General features: G+C 39.8%; 17 protein-coding genes. All 17 read right to left on the reverse strand.

Annotated features, from left to right (window positions below):
- Window positions 1-13: 13 nt before the first annotated feature.
- The 17 genes from yajC to NMM17_RS05190 all read right to left on the reverse strand — a co-directional run bounded on the left by yajC (window position 14) and on the right by NMM17_RS05190 (window position 16,115).
- Window positions 14-313, reverse strand: a complete 300-nt coding sequence (gene yajC / locus NMM17_RS05110; RefSeq protein ID WP_004257425.1) for a preprotein translocase subunit YajC — start codon at window positions 311-313, stop codon at window positions 14-16.
- Window positions 314-429: 116 nt separating this feature from the next.
- Window positions 430-2,406 (reverse strand): transketolase, encoded by a 1,977-nt coding sequence (gene tkt / locus NMM17_RS05115; protein ID WP_084946519.1) that lies wholly within the window; start codon window positions 2,404-2,406, stop codon window positions 430-432.
- Window positions 2,407-2,519: 113 nt separating this feature from the next.
- Complete coding sequence (gene ulaG, locus NMM17_RS05120) at window positions 2,520-3,611, reverse strand: L-ascorbate 6-phosphate lactonase (protein WP_001134226.1); 1,092 nt, start codon at window positions 3,609-3,611, stop codon at window positions 2,520-2,522.
- Between the two features lie 111 nt (window positions 3,612-3,722).
- Window positions 3,723-5,396 (reverse strand): transcription antiterminator, encoded by a 1,674-nt coding sequence (locus NMM17_RS05125; protein ID WP_000242120.1) that lies wholly within the window; start codon window positions 5,394-5,396, stop codon window positions 3,723-3,725.
- 166 nt (window positions 5,397-5,562) lie between these two features.
- Window positions 5,563-6,270 (reverse strand): L-ribulose-5-phosphate 4-epimerase, encoded by a 708-nt coding sequence (locus NMM17_RS05130; RefSeq protein ID WP_084925444.1) that lies wholly within the window; start codon window positions 6,268-6,270, stop codon window positions 5,563-5,565.
- 1 nt (window position 6,271) lies between these two features.
- Entirely contained in the window at window positions 6,272-7,135 is an 864-nt protein-coding gene (locus NMM17_RS05135; protein ID WP_254753952.1) for an L-ribulose-5-phosphate 3-epimerase, read from the reverse strand.
- 3 nt (window positions 7,136-7,138) lie between these two features.
- Window positions 7,139-7,804: a 3-keto-L-gulonate-6-phosphate decarboxylase UlaD gene (locus NMM17_RS05140; protein ID WP_000166733.1), complete on the reverse strand. Its 666-nt coding sequence runs from the start codon at window positions 7,802-7,804 to the stop codon at window positions 7,139-7,141.
- 15 nt (window positions 7,805-7,819) lie between these two features.
- On the reverse strand, window positions 7,820-8,305 hold the full coding sequence (locus NMM17_RS05145) for a PTS sugar transporter subunit IIA (RefSeq protein ID WP_001049926.1): 486 nt from the start codon (window positions 8,303-8,305) through the stop codon (window positions 7,820-7,822).
- 76 nt (window positions 8,306-8,381) lie between these two features.
- Window positions 8,382-8,663, reverse strand: coding sequence for a PTS sugar transporter subunit IIB (locus NMM17_RS05150; RefSeq protein WP_000241466.1), 282 nt, complete (start codon window positions 8,661-8,663; stop codon window positions 8,382-8,384).
- Between the two features lie 23 nt (window positions 8,664-8,686).
- Window positions 8,687-10,144, reverse strand: a complete 1,458-nt coding sequence (locus NMM17_RS05155; RefSeq protein ID WP_000452077.1) for a PTS ascorbate transporter subunit IIC — start codon at window positions 10,142-10,144, stop codon at window positions 8,687-8,689.
- A 130-nt stretch (window positions 10,145-10,274) separates the two neighbouring features.
- Complete coding sequence (locus tag NMM17_RS05160; protein WP_000931249.1) at window positions 10,275-10,898, reverse strand: hypothetical protein; 624 nt, start codon at window positions 10,896-10,898, stop codon at window positions 10,275-10,277.
- 50 nt (window positions 10,899-10,948) lie between these two features.
- Window positions 10,949-11,935, reverse strand: coding sequence for an RNA-binding cell elongation regulator Jag/EloR (gene jag, locus NMM17_RS05165; protein ID WP_000260028.1), 987 nt, complete (start codon window positions 11,933-11,935; stop codon window positions 10,949-10,951).
- A 17-nt stretch (window positions 11,936-11,952) separates the two neighbouring features.
- The gene (locus NMM17_RS05170; protein ID WP_025171420.1) at window positions 11,953-12,777 is read right to left on the reverse strand and encodes a membrane protein insertase YidC; all 825 of its coding nucleotides are present in this window, start codon (window positions 12,775-12,777) and stop codon (window positions 11,953-11,955) included.
- The gene (rnpA, locus tag NMM17_RS05175) at window positions 12,752-13,123 is read right to left on the reverse strand and encodes a ribonuclease P protein component (protein WP_000739243.1); all 372 of its coding nucleotides are present in this window, start codon (window positions 13,121-13,123) and stop codon (window positions 12,752-12,754) included. Before rnpA ends, NMM17_RS05170 begins: the two co-directional genes overlap by 26 nt.
- A gap of 149 nt (window positions 13,124-13,272) precedes the next feature.
- Window positions 13,273-14,463, reverse strand: a complete 1,191-nt coding sequence (locus NMM17_RS05180; RefSeq protein WP_000167793.1) for an acetate kinase — start codon at window positions 14,461-14,463, stop codon at window positions 13,273-13,275.
- 50 nt (window positions 14,464-14,513) lie between these two features.
- Window positions 14,514-15,467 carry a class I SAM-dependent methyltransferase gene (locus tag NMM17_RS05185; RefSeq protein ID WP_000345105.1) on the reverse strand — a complete coding sequence of 318 codons (954 nt, stop codon included), beginning with the start codon at window positions 15,465-15,467 and terminating at the stop codon, window positions 14,514-14,516.
- A 60-nt stretch (window positions 15,468-15,527) separates the two neighbouring features.
- Entirely contained in the window at window positions 15,528-16,115 is a 588-nt protein-coding gene (locus NMM17_RS05190; RefSeq protein ID WP_001216299.1) for a class I SAM-dependent methyltransferase, read from the reverse strand.
- Window positions 16,116-16,170 lie beyond the last annotated feature (55 nt).

Here is a 16,170-nt window from a genome sequence, read left to right on the forward strand (position 1 = left end):
TAGTAATCCCGTCTTATTTTTCAATTGCGCCTTCTAGTGAAGCTGTTTCTTTCAGCGGTAATACGGTCTTGATAGCAGCTAGTTCAAAAGTCAAGTAAACTCCATCTACATCAAGAACAATCGTTCTCTTCTCAGTATCTACTTCATCGACTGTTCCGTAAAGTCCACCGATTGTAATCACTTCATAGCCTTTTTGTAGTTTATTTAAGCTTTCCATACGTTTTTGTGCTTGTTTCTTTTGAGAGCGTTGCATAAAGAACATCAAGGCAAACATCGCTACAAGCATAATTAAAAATGTATAATTTGGATTCATTTTCTTCTCCTTTGTCTTTTACATAGGACTACTATATCAAATTTCAGCTACTTTTACAAGATTGTACCTTGCTTTTCTAGTAAGAAAAACCAGAGCTTGCGCCCTGATTTTTAGGATTATTTCAAGTTTTGAACGACTTTTACAAGATTTTCAACAGTAAAGCCATATTCTGCCAATACTTTTGGTGCTGGAGCAGAGGCTCCGAAGGTATCAATACCAAGAACAGCACCATCTAGTCCAACATATTTGTACCAGTTTTGAGTTGCACCCATTTCGACTGCAACACGACGACGAACTGCATTTGGAAGAATTTCTTCCTTGTAAGCTGCATCTTGTTTATCAAAGACATCTGTAGATGGCATGCTGACTACGCGGACTTTTGCTCCTTGACTAGCCAATTCTTTAGCAGCTGAGACAGCAAGATTAACCTCTGAACCTGTCGCAATCAAGATGGTATCAAAGTCTGCTGCATTTTCATAGACAACATAGGCACCTTTTGCAACCTTGCCAAAGTCTGTTCCCTCTTCGACAGTCAAGTTTTGACGTGTCAAGACAAGGGCAGTTGGTGTTTTCTCACTTGTCACTGCAAGGTACCAAGCTGCTTGAGTTTCACGCGCATCTGCTGGGCGGAAAACATTTAGATTTGGCATAGCACGAAGACCTGCTAAGTGCTCAACTGGTTCATGCGTTGGACCATCTTCCCCGACTGCAATAGAATCGTGGGTAAAGACATAAGTCACAGGAAGCCCTTGCAAGGCTGACAAGCGGACAGCTGCCTTCACATAATCAGAGAAGACGAAGAAGGTTCCACCGTATACACGAAGTCCACCGTGAAGAGCCATCCCGTTCAAGATCGTTCCCATTGCAAATTCACGAACACCAAACTGAATGTTACGGTTCAAGCGATTGGCATCGTCTTGAAGTCCATCAGTCTTGATATAAGTCATGTTTGAGTGAGCAAGGTCAGCTGATCCACCTAGGAAGGTTGGCAATTTAGCAGCTACAACGTTCAAGGCATCCTGGCTTGAATTACGAGTTGCTTGAGAGAAGCCATTTTCTAAGGCTGGGAAGTCTGCTGGAGTCACTTCAACTGGATCACGCCCATCGATGATTGCTTCTACTTCTGCTGCCAGTTCTGGATGAGCTTCTTTATAGTCAGCAACTAATTTTGTCCAAGCTTGATAAGCTGATGCACCACGGTCTGCAACATTTTCTTTGAAATCAGTATATACTTGTTCTGGAATTTCAAATGGTTCATAGTCCCAACCTAGCGCTTGGCGAGTTGCTGCAGTTTCATCTGCTCCAAGAGGAGCACCGTGTACGGCATTAGTTCCTTGTTTGTTTGGAGAACCGTATCCAATCACAGTCTTCACTTCAATCAAAGATGGTTTACCTGAAACTTTAGCTGTTTCGATAGCAGCATGAATTGCTTCCAAGTCTGTTCCATCTTCAACCAAGGCTGTATGCCAACCGTAGGCATTGTAACGGTCACGAACACTTTCTGTAAAGGAATCCTTTGTCTCACCATCCAAGTTAATGTCATTTGAATCATAAAGAACAACCAACTTGTCTAGTTTTTGCAAGCCCGCATATGAAGCCGCCTCGCTTGAGACACCTTCCATCAAATCTCCGTCGCCACAGATAACGTAAGTATAGTGGTCAAAGATATTGTAGCCTTCGCGGTTATATTTGGCTGCCAAGAAACGTTCTGCTTGGGCAAAACCAGTAGCAGTCGAAATCCCTTGCCCTAGAGGACCTGTCGTAGCATCAATCCCTGCTGTATGACCAAATTCTGGGTGACCTGGTGTTTTAGAACCCCATTGGCGGAAGCTCTTGATTTCATCCATGCTGACATCTTCAAAACCAGAAAGATGAAGAAGGGCATATAGAAGCATTGAACCATGACCAGCTGAAAGAATAAAACGGTCACGGTTAATCCAGTTTGGTTGAGCTGGATTGATACGAAGTTGTTTTGTAAAGAGGCTATAAGCCATCGGAGCCGCTCCCATAACCACACCTGGGTGACCTGAGTTGGCTTTGTTGATAGCGTCAATACCTAGGAAACGAATTGCATTAACAGATAGATTTGACATAGAATTTCCTTTCTATTTGAGGTGATTATTGAATCACACATTCTATTTTACTATTATATGAAAATTATCCGTATCATGCAACATACGGATAACCTCCAAAGAATATTTTTATATTATAGCAAAGCTTTAAATTGAATGTTAGAGTCTTGTTCAAAACAATCATCAAAACCACGTGGATGATGGTATTCTACTAAGTGTTGATCTTGAGGATAAGTGTACTTACCGCCAACTTCCCAGATAAATGGATGGAAATCGTATTGCAAGCGATCTTTTCTCATTTTCCAAAGTTCTAGAATCTCATTAGTAGAAGCCATGAAGTTAGACCAGATATCATAGTGAACTGGGATAATGACTTTGGTACGCAGATTTTCTGCCATACGAAGAAGGTCGATAGATGTCATTTTATCTTGGATACCTACCGGATTTTCACCATAGTTATTCAAAGCAACATCAATTTTAAAGTCTTTACCATGTTTTGCAAAATAGTTTGAGAAGTGAGAATCTGCACCATGATAGATGGTTCCACCTGGTGTTTCAAAGATATAGTTAACAGCCTTTTGAGCCATTTCTTCATCTGTAACAGCTAAGCCAGCAAGTTCACCGCCTGTCTCATCAGCACCGTTCACTGGGAGAGTTACCAAGCAAGTACGGTCAAATGATTCTACTGCATGAATCTTCATATCTTTTAATTCGATAGTGTCACCTGGTTTAACAACGATGATACGTTCTTTTGGAACACCCCATCCTTCCCAGATTCGTCCACAGTGGTAAGGACCGATAAACTTAACATGCTCTAACTTAGGATTGTTGAGAATTGCTGCAGCTGTGTATGGGTCGATATGATCACTATGGAAGTGTGAAACTAAGTAATAGTCTAGTTCGTTGATAGCAAATGGATCGATAACCATTGGCTGAACACGCAAGTTTGGTTGCAACTTACGAACACCTGCCATATTTGCCATTTGGTGCCCACGAACCATATCTTTCACTTTTTTGGTTGATTTTCCACGGTTTGACCAAAGGTCCATGACAACGTTAGCACCACCTGGTGTCTTAATCCAAGTACCACAGTTGCCTAGCCACCACATGGCAAAATTGCCTTCAGGTACGACTTCTTCTTCGATTTCTTCATTCAACCATGTTCCCCACTCTGGGAAAGTAGCTAAAATCCATGACTCTCTTGTAATTTCTTTGACGTTTGGCATATGTTGCCTCCTTTGGATATAATTGTTATCTTTGAGATTAGTATACCACCCTTCAAAACACTAAAAAAGACCAAGAAAAACACAGGTTTGTGTTCATCATTGGACTGTCCTTCAAATATCTTCCAAAAAAGCTTGAACTACTATTTCTTGATTTATAAGTGTTTGAACCTCTTCTTGGAACTTACTAGCCAACTTGCTGTCTACAATATAAGACGAAATAAGACTAGAAAGATTTTCACTGAAACTTTTGCTCTCATTACGAAATATATTGTGTTTAAGATAGTCTAGCATTTTCAAAATATCTTCTGCTTCAAGGATAGGATTAACCCTTAAAATCGGAAATCTGCTATCCAAATCATCATTAGTAGTAATCACTACATCAACTTGTGCAATATCTTCCACACTCTTAAATTGTTCTGTTGTAAATACAGTGCCAATTTGCTCATTTGGAAAATAAAGTTTGCATTGTTTCAGCAAAAGTCTCGAAACCGCAACACCTTCATCACAAACGAGATAAACTTTTTTCATATTTTTTTGAGATGATGGTGTATACTTTAAAAATCCTCCAATATGAATCGTCAAATAGGCAATATCATCGTCTGTTAGCCGAATAAACCATGCTCCTTCTAGAATTTCCGCAGATTTTCTAGTGACTAAAAATAATTCTCCATACTTGGATCGAATTTGTTTTGTTAGAGGATTTTTAGAAAAAATACCGTAAGTCTTTCTAAATAACAAGGCTTTACAGTGGATCATCAAATTTCTTAACAAATCATCCTTGTTCTCAATCTCCATTCGGATTTGTGATTCAAAATACCAGATAAATTCTTCTAAAGCAAGTTTTAATTGCCGAAAATCATCACTTTCTGCATGAATATCCAAATCTTTACGATAGGAGAGGAGAAGAACAGCTACAAGAGAAACTTCAAGTTCTGACAAAGAAATTTCAAACTTTTGAAACAACCGCTCTCCTAATTTCTTAGATACCTGATACTCTATTCTTTTTCTTATCAAAGAAAATTCTTTCTCTATATCCTGATGTCTTTCTTGATACTGTTCAACATTATGACAGCTTAACAGCAAATAAGGTAGAACCTGCAACATAAAAGTTACTTCATGATGGTTTATTTTCTTCCCTAAATCTTGTTCAACTAAAGGAACCTGTTCCTTAAAAAATTGGTTCATTTCAACAGAAAGCAAACACTCACCATCTAACCTCTCTTTCATCTTATCTTCTAAAATAGATACAAAAGTGGCATTTTCTTCCATAAAAATATGATATAGAAGCGATTGAAGATACTGAATTTTATTAAGAGGGTGGGCATGAAGATGGTATCCCTGTGACTTGCTCACTTGCAAGGTCACCTGATATTGTTCCAAAGTTAGTTGATAACGAATACTATTCAAATCATTGAGAACAGTATTCCTAGACACCTCTGTTAACTCCATCAATTTTTCAATCGTAATACGTTCTTTAGAAATACCTATCCATAGTAACATTATCATCATACGTTCATGCGCACTCATGATATAATCGTACGAATCTACTTCCGATAATAGTTCACAACAAGCATCTCTCTGCTCTTCCGTTAAGTGAATACCAATTCGTGGAATATTAATGATGTGAAGCGCCTCGTCACCCAGAGCAGCATTGATTTTGTCAATGTGATAATAAATTTTCCTTCTTGACTCTTTCAAATCTTTCGAAATCGCCATAATCGTTTTGGACGTTTCTTGATTCATCAAATATTGAAGCAAATCACAACTTGCCTTATCCAGTACCATATTTCATACTCCTCTATCAATCAACTGCCTTGAAAACAACTTTATAATAGTATCACATTCACTAACGCATTTCAATTATCAACAGTAGTCTCTTAATAACGAATACTTACAATTACAAAAGCGAGGCTTGGATCGAAAGGTCCTAGCCTCTTTTCAATTCAATTTCTTATTTCTTTTGACCGTAATAAGCATTTGGTCCATGCTTACGTTGGTAGTGCTTTTCTAGAATGTACTGGGGAGCAGGTTCAACTCTTGGATTGATTTGTTCTGTAAAGCGATTCATCTTTGATACTTCCTCTAATACGACAGAGTGATAAACAGCATTCTCTGGATTTTTGCCCCAGGTGAATGGACCGTGATTGCGTACAACAATACCTGGTACTTCAACAGGATTCAGACCACGACGCTCAAATTCTTCTACTATAACCAAGCCAGTATCTTTTTCATAGGCTACTTCTACCTCATCTTTGGTCAAACTACGAGCGCAAGGGATTGAACCGTAGAAATAATCTGCATGGGTTGTTCCATAGAAAGGAATATCACGTCCAGCCTGTGCCCAACCAACTGCTTCTGTCGAATGGGTGTGGACCACACTACCAATCTCTTGCCATGCCTTATATAACTGCACATGAGTTGGGAGGTCAGAAGATGGTCTTAAATCTCCTTCTAGAACTTGGCCATCCAAGTCCGTCACCACCATGTTTTCAGGTGTCAATTCGTCATAATCTACGCCTGATGGTTTAATAACAATGACACCTAGTTCGCGATTGACTTCCGATACATTTCCCCAGGTAAATTTAACAAGTCCATGTTTTGGTAATGATTGATTGGCATTACAGACTCGTCTACGCATATCGTTTATTACTTGATTCATCTTACATCAAACCTGCTTTCTTAATTAGTGGGTAGAGAAAAGCTTGCGCCTCTTGAATGACTGCGCGTGTTTCTTCTACAGTTTCACAATTTTCAGACCACATTTCGATTAGGAAAGGTCCATTATAATTGGTTTGTTTTAAAATATCGAAAGCTTCTTCCCATTTGACACAACCTTGCCCAAAAGTTACATCTCGGAACTGGCCCTTTGAACTTTCTGTCACTGCATAAGTATCCTTGAGATGGAGAGCTGCGATGGCATGATGCCCAAGATAAAATTCACTGTAGACATCATTATGCCATGCAGATACATTACCAATATCTGGGTATACAAAGAGGTAGGGAGAGTCAATCTCTTTTTCTACAGCCAAGTATTTTTCGATGCTATTGATGAAAGGATCATCCATAATTTCAATAGCAAGTACCACCTGAGCCTCTTCAGCCCAGTCACAAGCTTTTCTCAAATTTTTGATAAAACGTTGGCGTGTCTGGGGTGACTTTTCCTCATAATAAACGTCGTAACCAGCTAATTGAATAGTACGAACTCCCAAGTCTTGGGCTAATTCAATACATTTTTTCATGAGTTCTAGAGATTTTTCCTCTATAACTGGATCATTTGATCCCAATGGGTAGCGACGATGGCCTGAAAAACAGATAGAAGGAATACGAACACCAGTTTTATAGATTGCTTTGACAACTTCCAAACGCTCGTCCTTGCTCCAGTCCAGTCTTGCTAAACGCTCGTCACGTTCATCAATAGACATCTCGACAAAATCAAAGCCTAACTCCTTGGCAAAATTTAAACGTTCTAGCCAAGTAAAGTGTGTCGGAGTTGCCTTTTCATAAATTCCAATTGGACGTGCCATGGTTTACCCCCAAATTCGTCTGATTTCATCCTTGAAGGCATGCGCTGCTCCTGCTGGATCCGCAGCCTCTGTAATTCCACGACCTGCGATAAAGGTAAAGACATCAACGCCTTCAAATAGTTTGAGAGTATCTACATCTAGACCACCTGTTACAGACACACGGAAGCCCATGTCGATGAGTTTTTTAACCTTATTAAGGTCTTTTTCACCCCAAGTCTCACCAGCAAGAAGTGCATCACGAGATTGGTGATAAATAGCTTGTGAGATACCAGCATCTAGCCAAAGCTGAGCTTGTTCAAAAGTCCAATCGCCATAAAGTTCAATCTGGATTTCGCCTCGGTCTCCACGTTCAGTCTTGATAGCCTTTAGAGCCGCTTCCATAGTAGGGATAGTTGCACAACAGATACAAGTCATCCAATCTGCTCCACGAACCGCATTATTTTTAGCAACTGTTCCACCAGCATCAGCACATTTTGTGTCTGCCACAATAATCTTATCTGGGAAAAGGCTACGCAAGACTTCAACCAGTTCACTTCCAACTTGAAGCAAGCAAACAGTTCCAGCTTCGATAATATCTACTTCCTGACCAACAGAAACAGCTGCTTTAATCGCTCCTTGCAAGTCTGAATGGTCTAATGCAACTTGTAAATTAGGTATTCTTTTTGTCATCTCTTTTTCCTCTTTCTAACTTTCCAAATCTAATCCTTCGAGATAAGGGCTATTCTTAGATTCTTCAATCATCGCCAAGACATCTTCTTTAGTCTGGCAAGCCTGTAAACGTGCGATAGAATCTTCTAATTCAAACAAGGCAATAATCTGTGGAATGGCTACACTTGTGTGAATTTTTGAGCTTGTTGCTGCTAGTGCCAACAAAACTGAAACTTCTTTCCCATCTGAAAATACAACAGGATTTTGTAAGGTGATCAATGAAAAGGCATCTCTTTGCACTCCAGCTTCAGGTCTAGCATGGGGCATAGCCATACCTGGCATTAAGATATAGTAGGGACCATATTCTTCAGTCGATTCAATAATTGCATCGTAATACTCTGGCAAAATTGCTCCACTTTCAATCAAGGGATCTACCGCTACCTTGACTGCTTCTTTCCAATCGTTAGCCTCTAAACCTAGTCGGATCGAGTCATTGTCAATTAAAGCTTGTTTTAAATTCATATCTGCCTCCTTTATTTAAAGAGGGAGAAGGACAGAAACGATGACTCTCAGTTTCTATCCAGCCCCCTCCAACCTTTTACTGTAGTGCTTGACTGAGTTTTTCAGTGATTTCTTTATCATCCATCAAATTGTCAAGCCCAATTAACTTCCCATTAGTTCGCCCTTCCAATTCTTGAATCAAATGAAGAGAAGCGATTACGATGTCATATCCTGCTGCTAAACCTTTAGCTTCACCGACACTACATGAATTGACTGTAAAATCTGTTTGATTAAGCTTACGGAGGGCATTTTCAACCTTCATCTTGATAACCATAGATGAACCCATTCCATTTCCACACGCTGCTAATACTTTAACCATTTTATTTTCTCCTTTTCTAGATACTAAGCTTCTTCTTGAACTTCACCGTTGTAATATTTCTCTTTATCTTTTGCTTTGGCAAATTGAAGTTGAGGAATAACAAGCAAGAAGAGACACACAAGTACATAACCAACAATACCAAGGTATTTGAAGATGTATCCAAATCCAAGCCATGGGAATTCAAAGTCGATATTTCCATGGTAACCACCGTAAGATGCTAAGTCAAGAAGGGCCACACAGAGAGCTCCTAAAGCAACTTGGAGAACACCTGAGATGAAGGATAGGATAACAGCCGCTTTCCATCCACCGCGTTTATCAGCATAGACCGCAATGGCTGCATTGTCAAAGAACACTGGTACAAATCCTGTAATAATAAGAATCGGATTTTTAAAGACGATGAGCAAGACAATTGTGATCAATTGACCAATCAAACCAAAGGCAAATCCTGACAAGACAGCGTTTGGAGAACCAAATCCATAAGAAGCTGCAACGTCAACCGCTGGGAATGAACCTGGCAACAATTTGTTTGAAATACCTTGGAAGGCGTTTGTCAACTCAGATACGAACATGCGAACACCTTGCATCAAAACGAACAAGTAAACTGAGAAGGTGAAGGCTGTTTGGATAATGTACATAAAGAAATCTTGTTTAGCAGGATTGAATAGAGTTCCTGAAGTAATGACTTCTTTGTTAGACATAATGTCTGGACCCAAGATTAAAAGAATGGCTCCGAAGAATACGAGCATCAAGGTAGCAGATGCAACAACTGTATCGTGGAAGATTGAGAGGAACTTAGGTAATTTAAGATTGTCTAAACTTTCTTCTTTCTTACCAAAGCGTCCTGCTACTTTATCTACAAACCAGATTGCAAATTGCTGTTGGTGACCAATCGCAAATCCGCCACCACCAGTCAAGCGTTGAGTTGCCTCAACAGTCATATTTGAACTAACTGCCCAGTAAAGGCCACAGATGATACCGATAGCTGCTGTACCATAAGCATTGCGCAATTGTGGGACTAATAATAGAACCATAAGAGATACAGTCGCAGCTTGTTGCACCATGATGTGACCAGTAATAAAGAGGGTTCTTACTTTCGTAATCTTGCGTAGAGCTACAAGCAAGATATTCACTCCAAAACCAATCAATAGAGCTGTAGTTGCAGTCCCGACGAAATCTGGAAACTCTGCTGCAATTTTGTTGTTTGCTGCAGCAAGTCCGAAATAAGGGTCAATAACCGCTGCACCAATTTGGAATTTGTAGTTAAGGGCTGCTAAGATCGGACGGAAGGTTGTAACCAAACCACCCGCACCCACATTGAGCAACATATACCCTACTGTTGCTTTAACAAACCCTGAGAAAACGTCGTGGGCAGGTTTTTTCAAAAGTGCGTATCCTATCAACACCAATAAACCTACGAAAAATGCGGGATTCTGCAAAATATTGCTAGAAAACCAATTTAGAACACTTGAAATAACTTCCATAATTGTTCTCCTTTTGAATTGTTTTTGTAGGTTTATTATATACTTTGAAAGCGTAAACAAAAAGACCAAGAATTACACAGCGGACTGTTCACTCTTGGACTGTATGATTTATGATATTTTAATGATTAGCTTAATTTCTCGTAGCTAGATAAAATGGAAGAATTTTATCATAAGATTTCAGTAAATTTTCCACGATATCTTCTTCAGATGAATTTTCTGTCACAGAAACATCTGCTTTAACTAACACTTTTCGAACTTCCTGACTTCTCAACTTCTCACGTAAAGTACGGCGATTTTCTTCGTTCGCCTCCCATCTTTGACTTTGACCATCTGAGTAGGCTAGATAATAAATCCCTTCAACGGTTGGAATTTCTAAAACTTTGGCCTGCTTGCCTAAAGTTTGCTCATCTTTCTTGCGCTCGATGAAACTGACTTCTAGTGAGACTCCAAAATCAGAAGAACTTCCGTACAAACGTAAGGCCATCATAGGTTCTGTCACTTTCCCCTCACGCTGTAGATAAGCCCAGAAGTGTGGTCGCAAGCGCTGCGCTTGGTTCATCCACTGGCTAGTCTGTTGAAGTTGCCATTCTGGATGGCTTGCTTGGAAAGCTTTGGCCAATTCTGTAAAAGCCTTTCGGGCCTCTTGACCTTTGTGGCGCAATTCCAGCATTTTCTCTCGCTCTTCTCCCGCTTTATCTGGATTACGGTACTGCAAACCAGCAAAGTCTAGATAGTTTCTTATCTCATTTAACATCCGTTTAACCTCTTCTAACTAGCAAAAAATCAGGATAAACCTGATTTTACTTACTCTGTATCTACAACGACATAGCGATTTGGCTCGTCACCTTCAGAGTAACTAGTCACGCCATCCATACGTGAAATAATACGATGGATAATCTTACGTTCGCTATTTGACATTGGATCCGTTTGATGACTGCGGCCTTCTTCTAAAACACGAGTCGCCAATTTTTGCGCATAGGTCTGCAAGACTTCTGCACGGTGTTCGACATAATCATTGACATTGATTGTAATGTAGAAGGTTCTTGAATAGCGGTTGTAAAGATAATTTTGAGCTAACAGCTGCAAGGCCTTCAAGACTTTACCATGGTAGCCGATAATGCGACCTGGCTCATTGGTATCAATTTGTAGATTGATGCTACGACGGTTATAGTCATTTGAAATCGTCGCTTCGACATCCATATCATCAATAATCGTCTGAACATAAGTCGTTACCTCCGTAGCTACTTGTTCAATATCAAAGCTCGGTTCCACCTTTAAGCCCAAATCTTCTAATTCTTGACTTTCAGTTTGTTCAGCTCGACTCTCAACAATAGGAGTTTCTACTTCTTCGATGCCGGCTTCTTCAAGCTGTAATTCATTTAAAATCTCAATATGCCCAGTTTCTTCTAAGATGGTGCTAGCATGTTTTTCATTTTTCAAAATTTCAGCCTTGACTTCATCAGAAACCCCTTGGCCTTCTTCTTCAATCTTTTTAATTGCTTCTACAACATGCCCCAAATCAACGGTCGCTTCACTGACTGTTTTAACTGGTTCATTTTGTTCATTGATTTCTTTAGGAACACCCTTAACAGCTTGTTGATTTGCCTTAATGACAGTTGTTTCACTAATGGTTTCAATGTCAACCTGGGCTGGTTTTTTACCAAATAAACCAAAAAATCCATTTTTTTCACGAGAAATGACTTTGATGTGAGCCTTCATTCTTGGAATATCTAATTCTTTCAATCCTTTCTGGATTGCTTCTTCAACAGTTGAACCTGTAAATACTACCATTACCAGATTCCTCCTTATTATTTCGTTTTCTGAGCCTTTTTCTTGGCTTTTCTTTTTCTATTTTCCAAATCTTTCTGTGCCTGAGCTACAGCCTCGCGCTCTGCGATAATCTTGAATGGATTGTTTAAGAAATAGGTTTGCAAGACTTGATAAGCATTGGACACTGTCCAGTAGAGGGCGACCCCACCTGGCGCATAAACTGCAAAGATAAAAATCAAGACCGGAATCCCATACATCATCGCTGTCGTAGCTCCATTACGCTCAGACAAGGCTTTGTTGGACAACCAAGTACTTAAAAAGGTGAATACAGCTGCCAAAACCGGAAGAACAAGGGTTGTGTCCACACCACCAAGGTTAATCCATAAGAAATGACCTGTCTTTAAAAAGTCAACTCTCGATAGAGCTTGGAACAAGGCCAAGATGACCGGCATCTGAATCAAAATCGGCCAAAGAGAATCCGACTGTCTGACACCCATTTCTTTAAAGACTTTACGCATTTCCTGCTCTAGCTTGGTTCTGCTTTCCATATCACGACCCGGATATTGTTCTCGAAGCGCCTTAATGCGTGGTTGAGCTTCCTGCATTTTTCTAGAAGCCACCATTTGCACCTGAAAGACTGGCAATAGAACTGTACGAATCAAGATCGTAAAGAGAATAATCCCCACTCCGATGCTGATATCAAACGATAAAAAGCGAATAATTTCCGCAAAGAAGTAAACAAATTTACTCCAAAAATCAGCCGAATTGGCTGTAATATCGCTAGTTGTCCCATTAGTCGCACAGGCTGTCATGATCAATAGAGACAATCCTAGCAAACTAGTCAACTGTAGTTTCTTTTTCACTCCCATTTCCTTCCTGGTAAATCTTTGATAATTTTAATACGTGGAGTAGATTTTTCTCCATCTCTGCGTATTCCAAGGTTTCGACTCCTTTTCGAGCAATGACAACAAAGTCGACATCTTCTACCAGACTCCCTTTTGCATTCTGGATAATATGTCGGATTCGTCGCTTGATTTGATTTCTAGTGACCGCATTCCCCAGTTTTTTGCTAACTGATAGACCTACTCGAAAATGGTTTTTCTGATTTTCTAGTTGGTAGACAACAAACTTGCGATTGGCAAAACTTGTCCCCTCCTTGAAAATCGCCTTAAAATCTTTCTCTCTTTTTACACGAAAGTTTTTCTTCAAAACTCAACTCCATCTATTAAATTACTACTATTATACCATATTTTTCAAAAAAGCCAATCATAGCAAGGTTTTGGACAATTTCACCATAAAAAGAAGCTGGAAAAATCTCTTTCCCAACTCCTTGTACGGAATATTTTTACTAGTTTTACTTATTTTTTCAAGCGTTCAACGTCACGGGCAATAACTAGCTCTTCATCTGTTGGAATAACCAATACACGGATCTTCGCTACCTCTGTTGAGATGTCTCCTGTCACACCAAAGACGTTCTTTTCTGGGTCAACATCACAACCAAACCAAGAGATACCTGAGATAACATCTTCACGCACATTTGCAGCATTTTCACCAATACCTGCTGTGAAGATAATAGCATCTGCTCCATTTAAGACTGCAAGGTATTGACCGATATGTTTTTGGATACGATCAACATACATTTCATAGGCTAAAGTGGCATCATGATCCCCTTCTTCCATAGCAGCAATCACATCACGCATATCACTAGATTTACCTGAAACCCCCATCAGTCCTGATTCACGATTAAGAACGTGACTAATGTCTTCAGGCGTGTTAAAGTCCTCTGTATATTGCATTAAGTAAGGAATGATAGCTGGGTCAATATCCCCTGTACGAGTTCCCATCATCACACCACCAAGTGGAGTGAATCCCATTGAAGTATCGACAGATTGACCACCCTTAACAGCTGTAATAGAAGCACCATTACCGATGTGGCAAGTAATCAATTTCAAGTCCTCTAATGGACGGCCCAAGAGTTTTGCTGCTTCTCCTGCTACAAACTGGTGACTTGTACCGTGGGCACCATATTTACGCACCTTGTTTTCTGTGTAATATTTTGTTGGTAGAGGGTAGCGATAAGCTTTCTCTGGCATAGTTGTGTGGAATGAAGTATCAAAAACAACTACACTGGTAATGTCTGGCAGCAATTCCTTGAAGGCACGAACACCTGCTGCATTGGCTGGATTGTGGAGAGGAGCCAACAAGCTCAACTCTTCAACTTTTTCTAAAACATCTCCCTCAACGACTGTTGATTCTTTGAAATATTCTCCACCTGCAACAACACGGTGTCCAACACCAGTAATCTCGTCATAAGCCTTGATAATATCGAAACGAATCAAGTCATCCAATAAGATTTTAACAGCTTGTGTGTGATTTTCAATATCCAAAATTTGTTGTTCAGAACGACCATCAAATTTTACAGTTGAAATTGAATCTTTCAAACCGATCCGTTCAATTAAACCTTTAGCAAGAACTTTTTCCTCTGGCATTTGATAAAGTTGCCATTTCAAACTTGAACTTCCCGCATTGATTGCAATTGTTTTTGTCATAACATGATACCCCTTTTTAAGCGTTTTCATCTATTATAACAAAATCTATTTTATATTTCAGTACCTTGAGTCCATTTTTGAAAATTTTCTTTAAATTTCATTAAAACACTTGCATCTTGCAAGCTAGCAAGTGGATAAACAAAAGGCTCTACTGCTATTTCACTTTTCTTCTGTAAGATAAAAATGGTCTTGGATTGTTTAGCACTAGCAAAGAGATTTTCAGGCAGACTAATCATGGCAACCAAACTGGCCTCTTCTTTCAACCAGCCTTTCAACAACTCACTTTGAGGACTGGTCAACAAATCACTCGGAGCGAGAAAAATAGCGTATCCGTCTGACTTGAGATACTTTAGACCTTGTTCCATGAGCAAGTGATGGGCGTAAGTATGTTCTTGGCTAGAAGCAACTTGATGTCGCGACGCAACGGCATCATCAGGATAATAGCCGACAGGCAAGTCGCTGATGACCACATCACTTTCTTTGAGCATTTGTGGACGAACGGCATCTCCTTGGACAAAGCCAGCCTGCAAACCAATTACATCTGCCATGCTAGCTGCCAAATCAATCAGCAAATCATCCACTTCCATTCCCAAGTAATCCACTTTTTTAGCAAGCGAGGTCAAGAAAGTAGCGCCCAGAATCCCCATCCCGGAACCCATTTCGAGGATAGTAATTTCCTCTTCTTTAAACAACTCTTCCACAATAAACACCAAAAGTAAAGCAATAGCATCCGGTGTAAACTGGTGATTGGCCTGCAAGGGTTCTGTTTGCCCAGCCTTCATCAAGAGAAACTGGTAGGTCTTGAGCCATTCTTCTTTGCGTAGTGCTAAACGCTTAAGGGCTTGATTGTTCTCCTTGACCTGCTCTAACTCAGTTTCACCATCCAGATAAATGCTGTTTTGCTCCACCAAGGCGTCATAAAAGTTGGTCGCCAAATCACTTTGGATGACTTGGACATTCTCTAGTAAATAGGTATAAGCTTGTTCAATTTTTTCAAAATCCATATTCCTATCTTATCAAATTTCCCTTCTTTTTTCCATCCTTATAGAAAAATCACTCCCTGACTAGGCGAGTGATTTTTGGGCTACTGTTAAAAAGAGTTCTGAGTAATTTCCTTGAAACAGGTCTTCAGCACTATAGAGGATCTGACTATGTACAGATGAAAAACCATGCTCAATTAGCTGTTTTTCCAGTTCAGCTAAATCAAATCCATGATGACTAGACTCCGTCTTGGTAAAATCAGCAAGTAAAAGTTGTCCATCTTCCTTCAAATGTTGATGAAACAGTGAAAGAGCCTCATCCAAATCAGGCATATGGTGAAGAACCCGACTGACAACAATCAGATCAAACTCTTGCTCTAAGGGATTTTTCAGTAAATCTTGCTCCAAAAACTGGATATTTTTGATGTCTTGCTGCTCTGCTTTCAAACGAGCTTGCTCCAGCATTTTCTCCGAAATATCCACTAATGTTACAGACTTGGCTTGTTTGGCCAGAGGCAAGGTTAATAGACCCGTCCCACCACCGAAATCCAAAATTTCTTTGTCTGATAGAAGATCAATCTGTTTCTCGACTGCTTGACATACCAAGTTTGCAAGAAAGATATTTTTAGGGGAATCGAAAGTTTCCGCTTTGTGGTTAAAATTATGTCTCATATTTTTAGTTTAGCACAAAGTAGCTGAATTGACTAGGAATTCTCGTTCTTTTCAA

Origin of the sequence: Streptococcus sp. CF7_Ac1-12 (assembly GCF_024295905.1) — a bacterium.
Classification (GTDB): domain Bacteria; phylum Bacillota; class Bacilli; order Lactobacillales; family Streptococcaceae; genus Streptococcus; species Streptococcus mitis_AP.

Bases quoted from the DNA above. Each gene is read 5' to 3' on its own strand.
- yajC (WP_004257425.1), bottom strand. From the start codon at position 313: ATGAATCCAAATTATACATTTTTAATTATGCTTGTAGCGATGTTTGCC.
- tkt (WP_084946519.1), bottom strand. From the start codon at position 2,406: ATGTCAAATCTATCTGTTAATGCAATTCGTTTCCTAGGTATTGACGCT.
- ulaG (WP_001134226.1), bottom strand. From the start codon at position 3,611: ATGCCAAACGTCAAAGAAATTACAAGAGAGTCATGGATTTTAGCTACT.
- NMM17_RS05125 (WP_000242120.1), bottom strand. From the start codon at position 5,396: ATGGTACTGGATAAGGCAAGTTGTGATTTGCTTCAATATTTGATGAAT.
- NMM17_RS05130 (WP_084925444.1), bottom strand. From the start codon at position 6,270: ATGAATCAAGTAATAAACGATATGCGTAGACGAGTCTGTAATGCCAAT.
- NMM17_RS05135 (WP_254753952.1), bottom strand. From the start codon at position 7,135: ATGGCACGTCCAATTGGAATTTATGAAAAGGCAACTCCGACACACTTT.
- NMM17_RS05140 (WP_000166733.1), bottom strand. From the start codon at position 7,804: ATGACAAAAAGAATACCTAATTTACAAGTTGCATTAGACCATTCAGAC.
- NMM17_RS05145 (WP_001049926.1), bottom strand. From the start codon at position 8,305: ATGAATTTAAAACAAGCTTTAATTGACAATGACTCGATCCGACTAGGT.
- NMM17_RS05150 (WP_000241466.1), bottom strand. From the start codon at position 8,663: ATGGTTAAAGTATTAGCAGCGTGTGGAAATGGAATGGGTTCATCTATG.
- NMM17_RS05155 (WP_000452077.1), bottom strand. From the start codon at position 10,144: ATGGAAGTTATTTCAAGTGTTCTAAATTGGTTTTCTAGCAATATTTTG.
- NMM17_RS05160 (WP_000931249.1), bottom strand. From the start codon at position 10,898: ATGTTAAATGAGATAAGAAACTATCTAGACTTTGCTGGTTTGCAGTAC.
- jag (WP_000260028.1), bottom strand. From the start codon at position 11,935: ATGGTAGTATTTACAGGTTCAACTGTTGAAGAAGCAATCCAGAAAGGA.
- NMM17_RS05180 (WP_000167793.1), bottom strand. From the start codon at position 14,463: ATGACAAAAACAATTGCAATCAATGCGGGAAGTTCAAGTTTGAAATGG.
- NMM17_RS05185 (WP_000345105.1), bottom strand. From the start codon at position 15,467: ATGGATTTTGAAAAAATTGAACAAGCTTATACCTATTTACTAGAGAAT.
- NMM17_RS05190 (WP_001216299.1), bottom strand. From the start codon at position 16,115: ATGAGACATAATTTTAACCACAAAGCGGAAACTTTCGATTCCCCTAAA.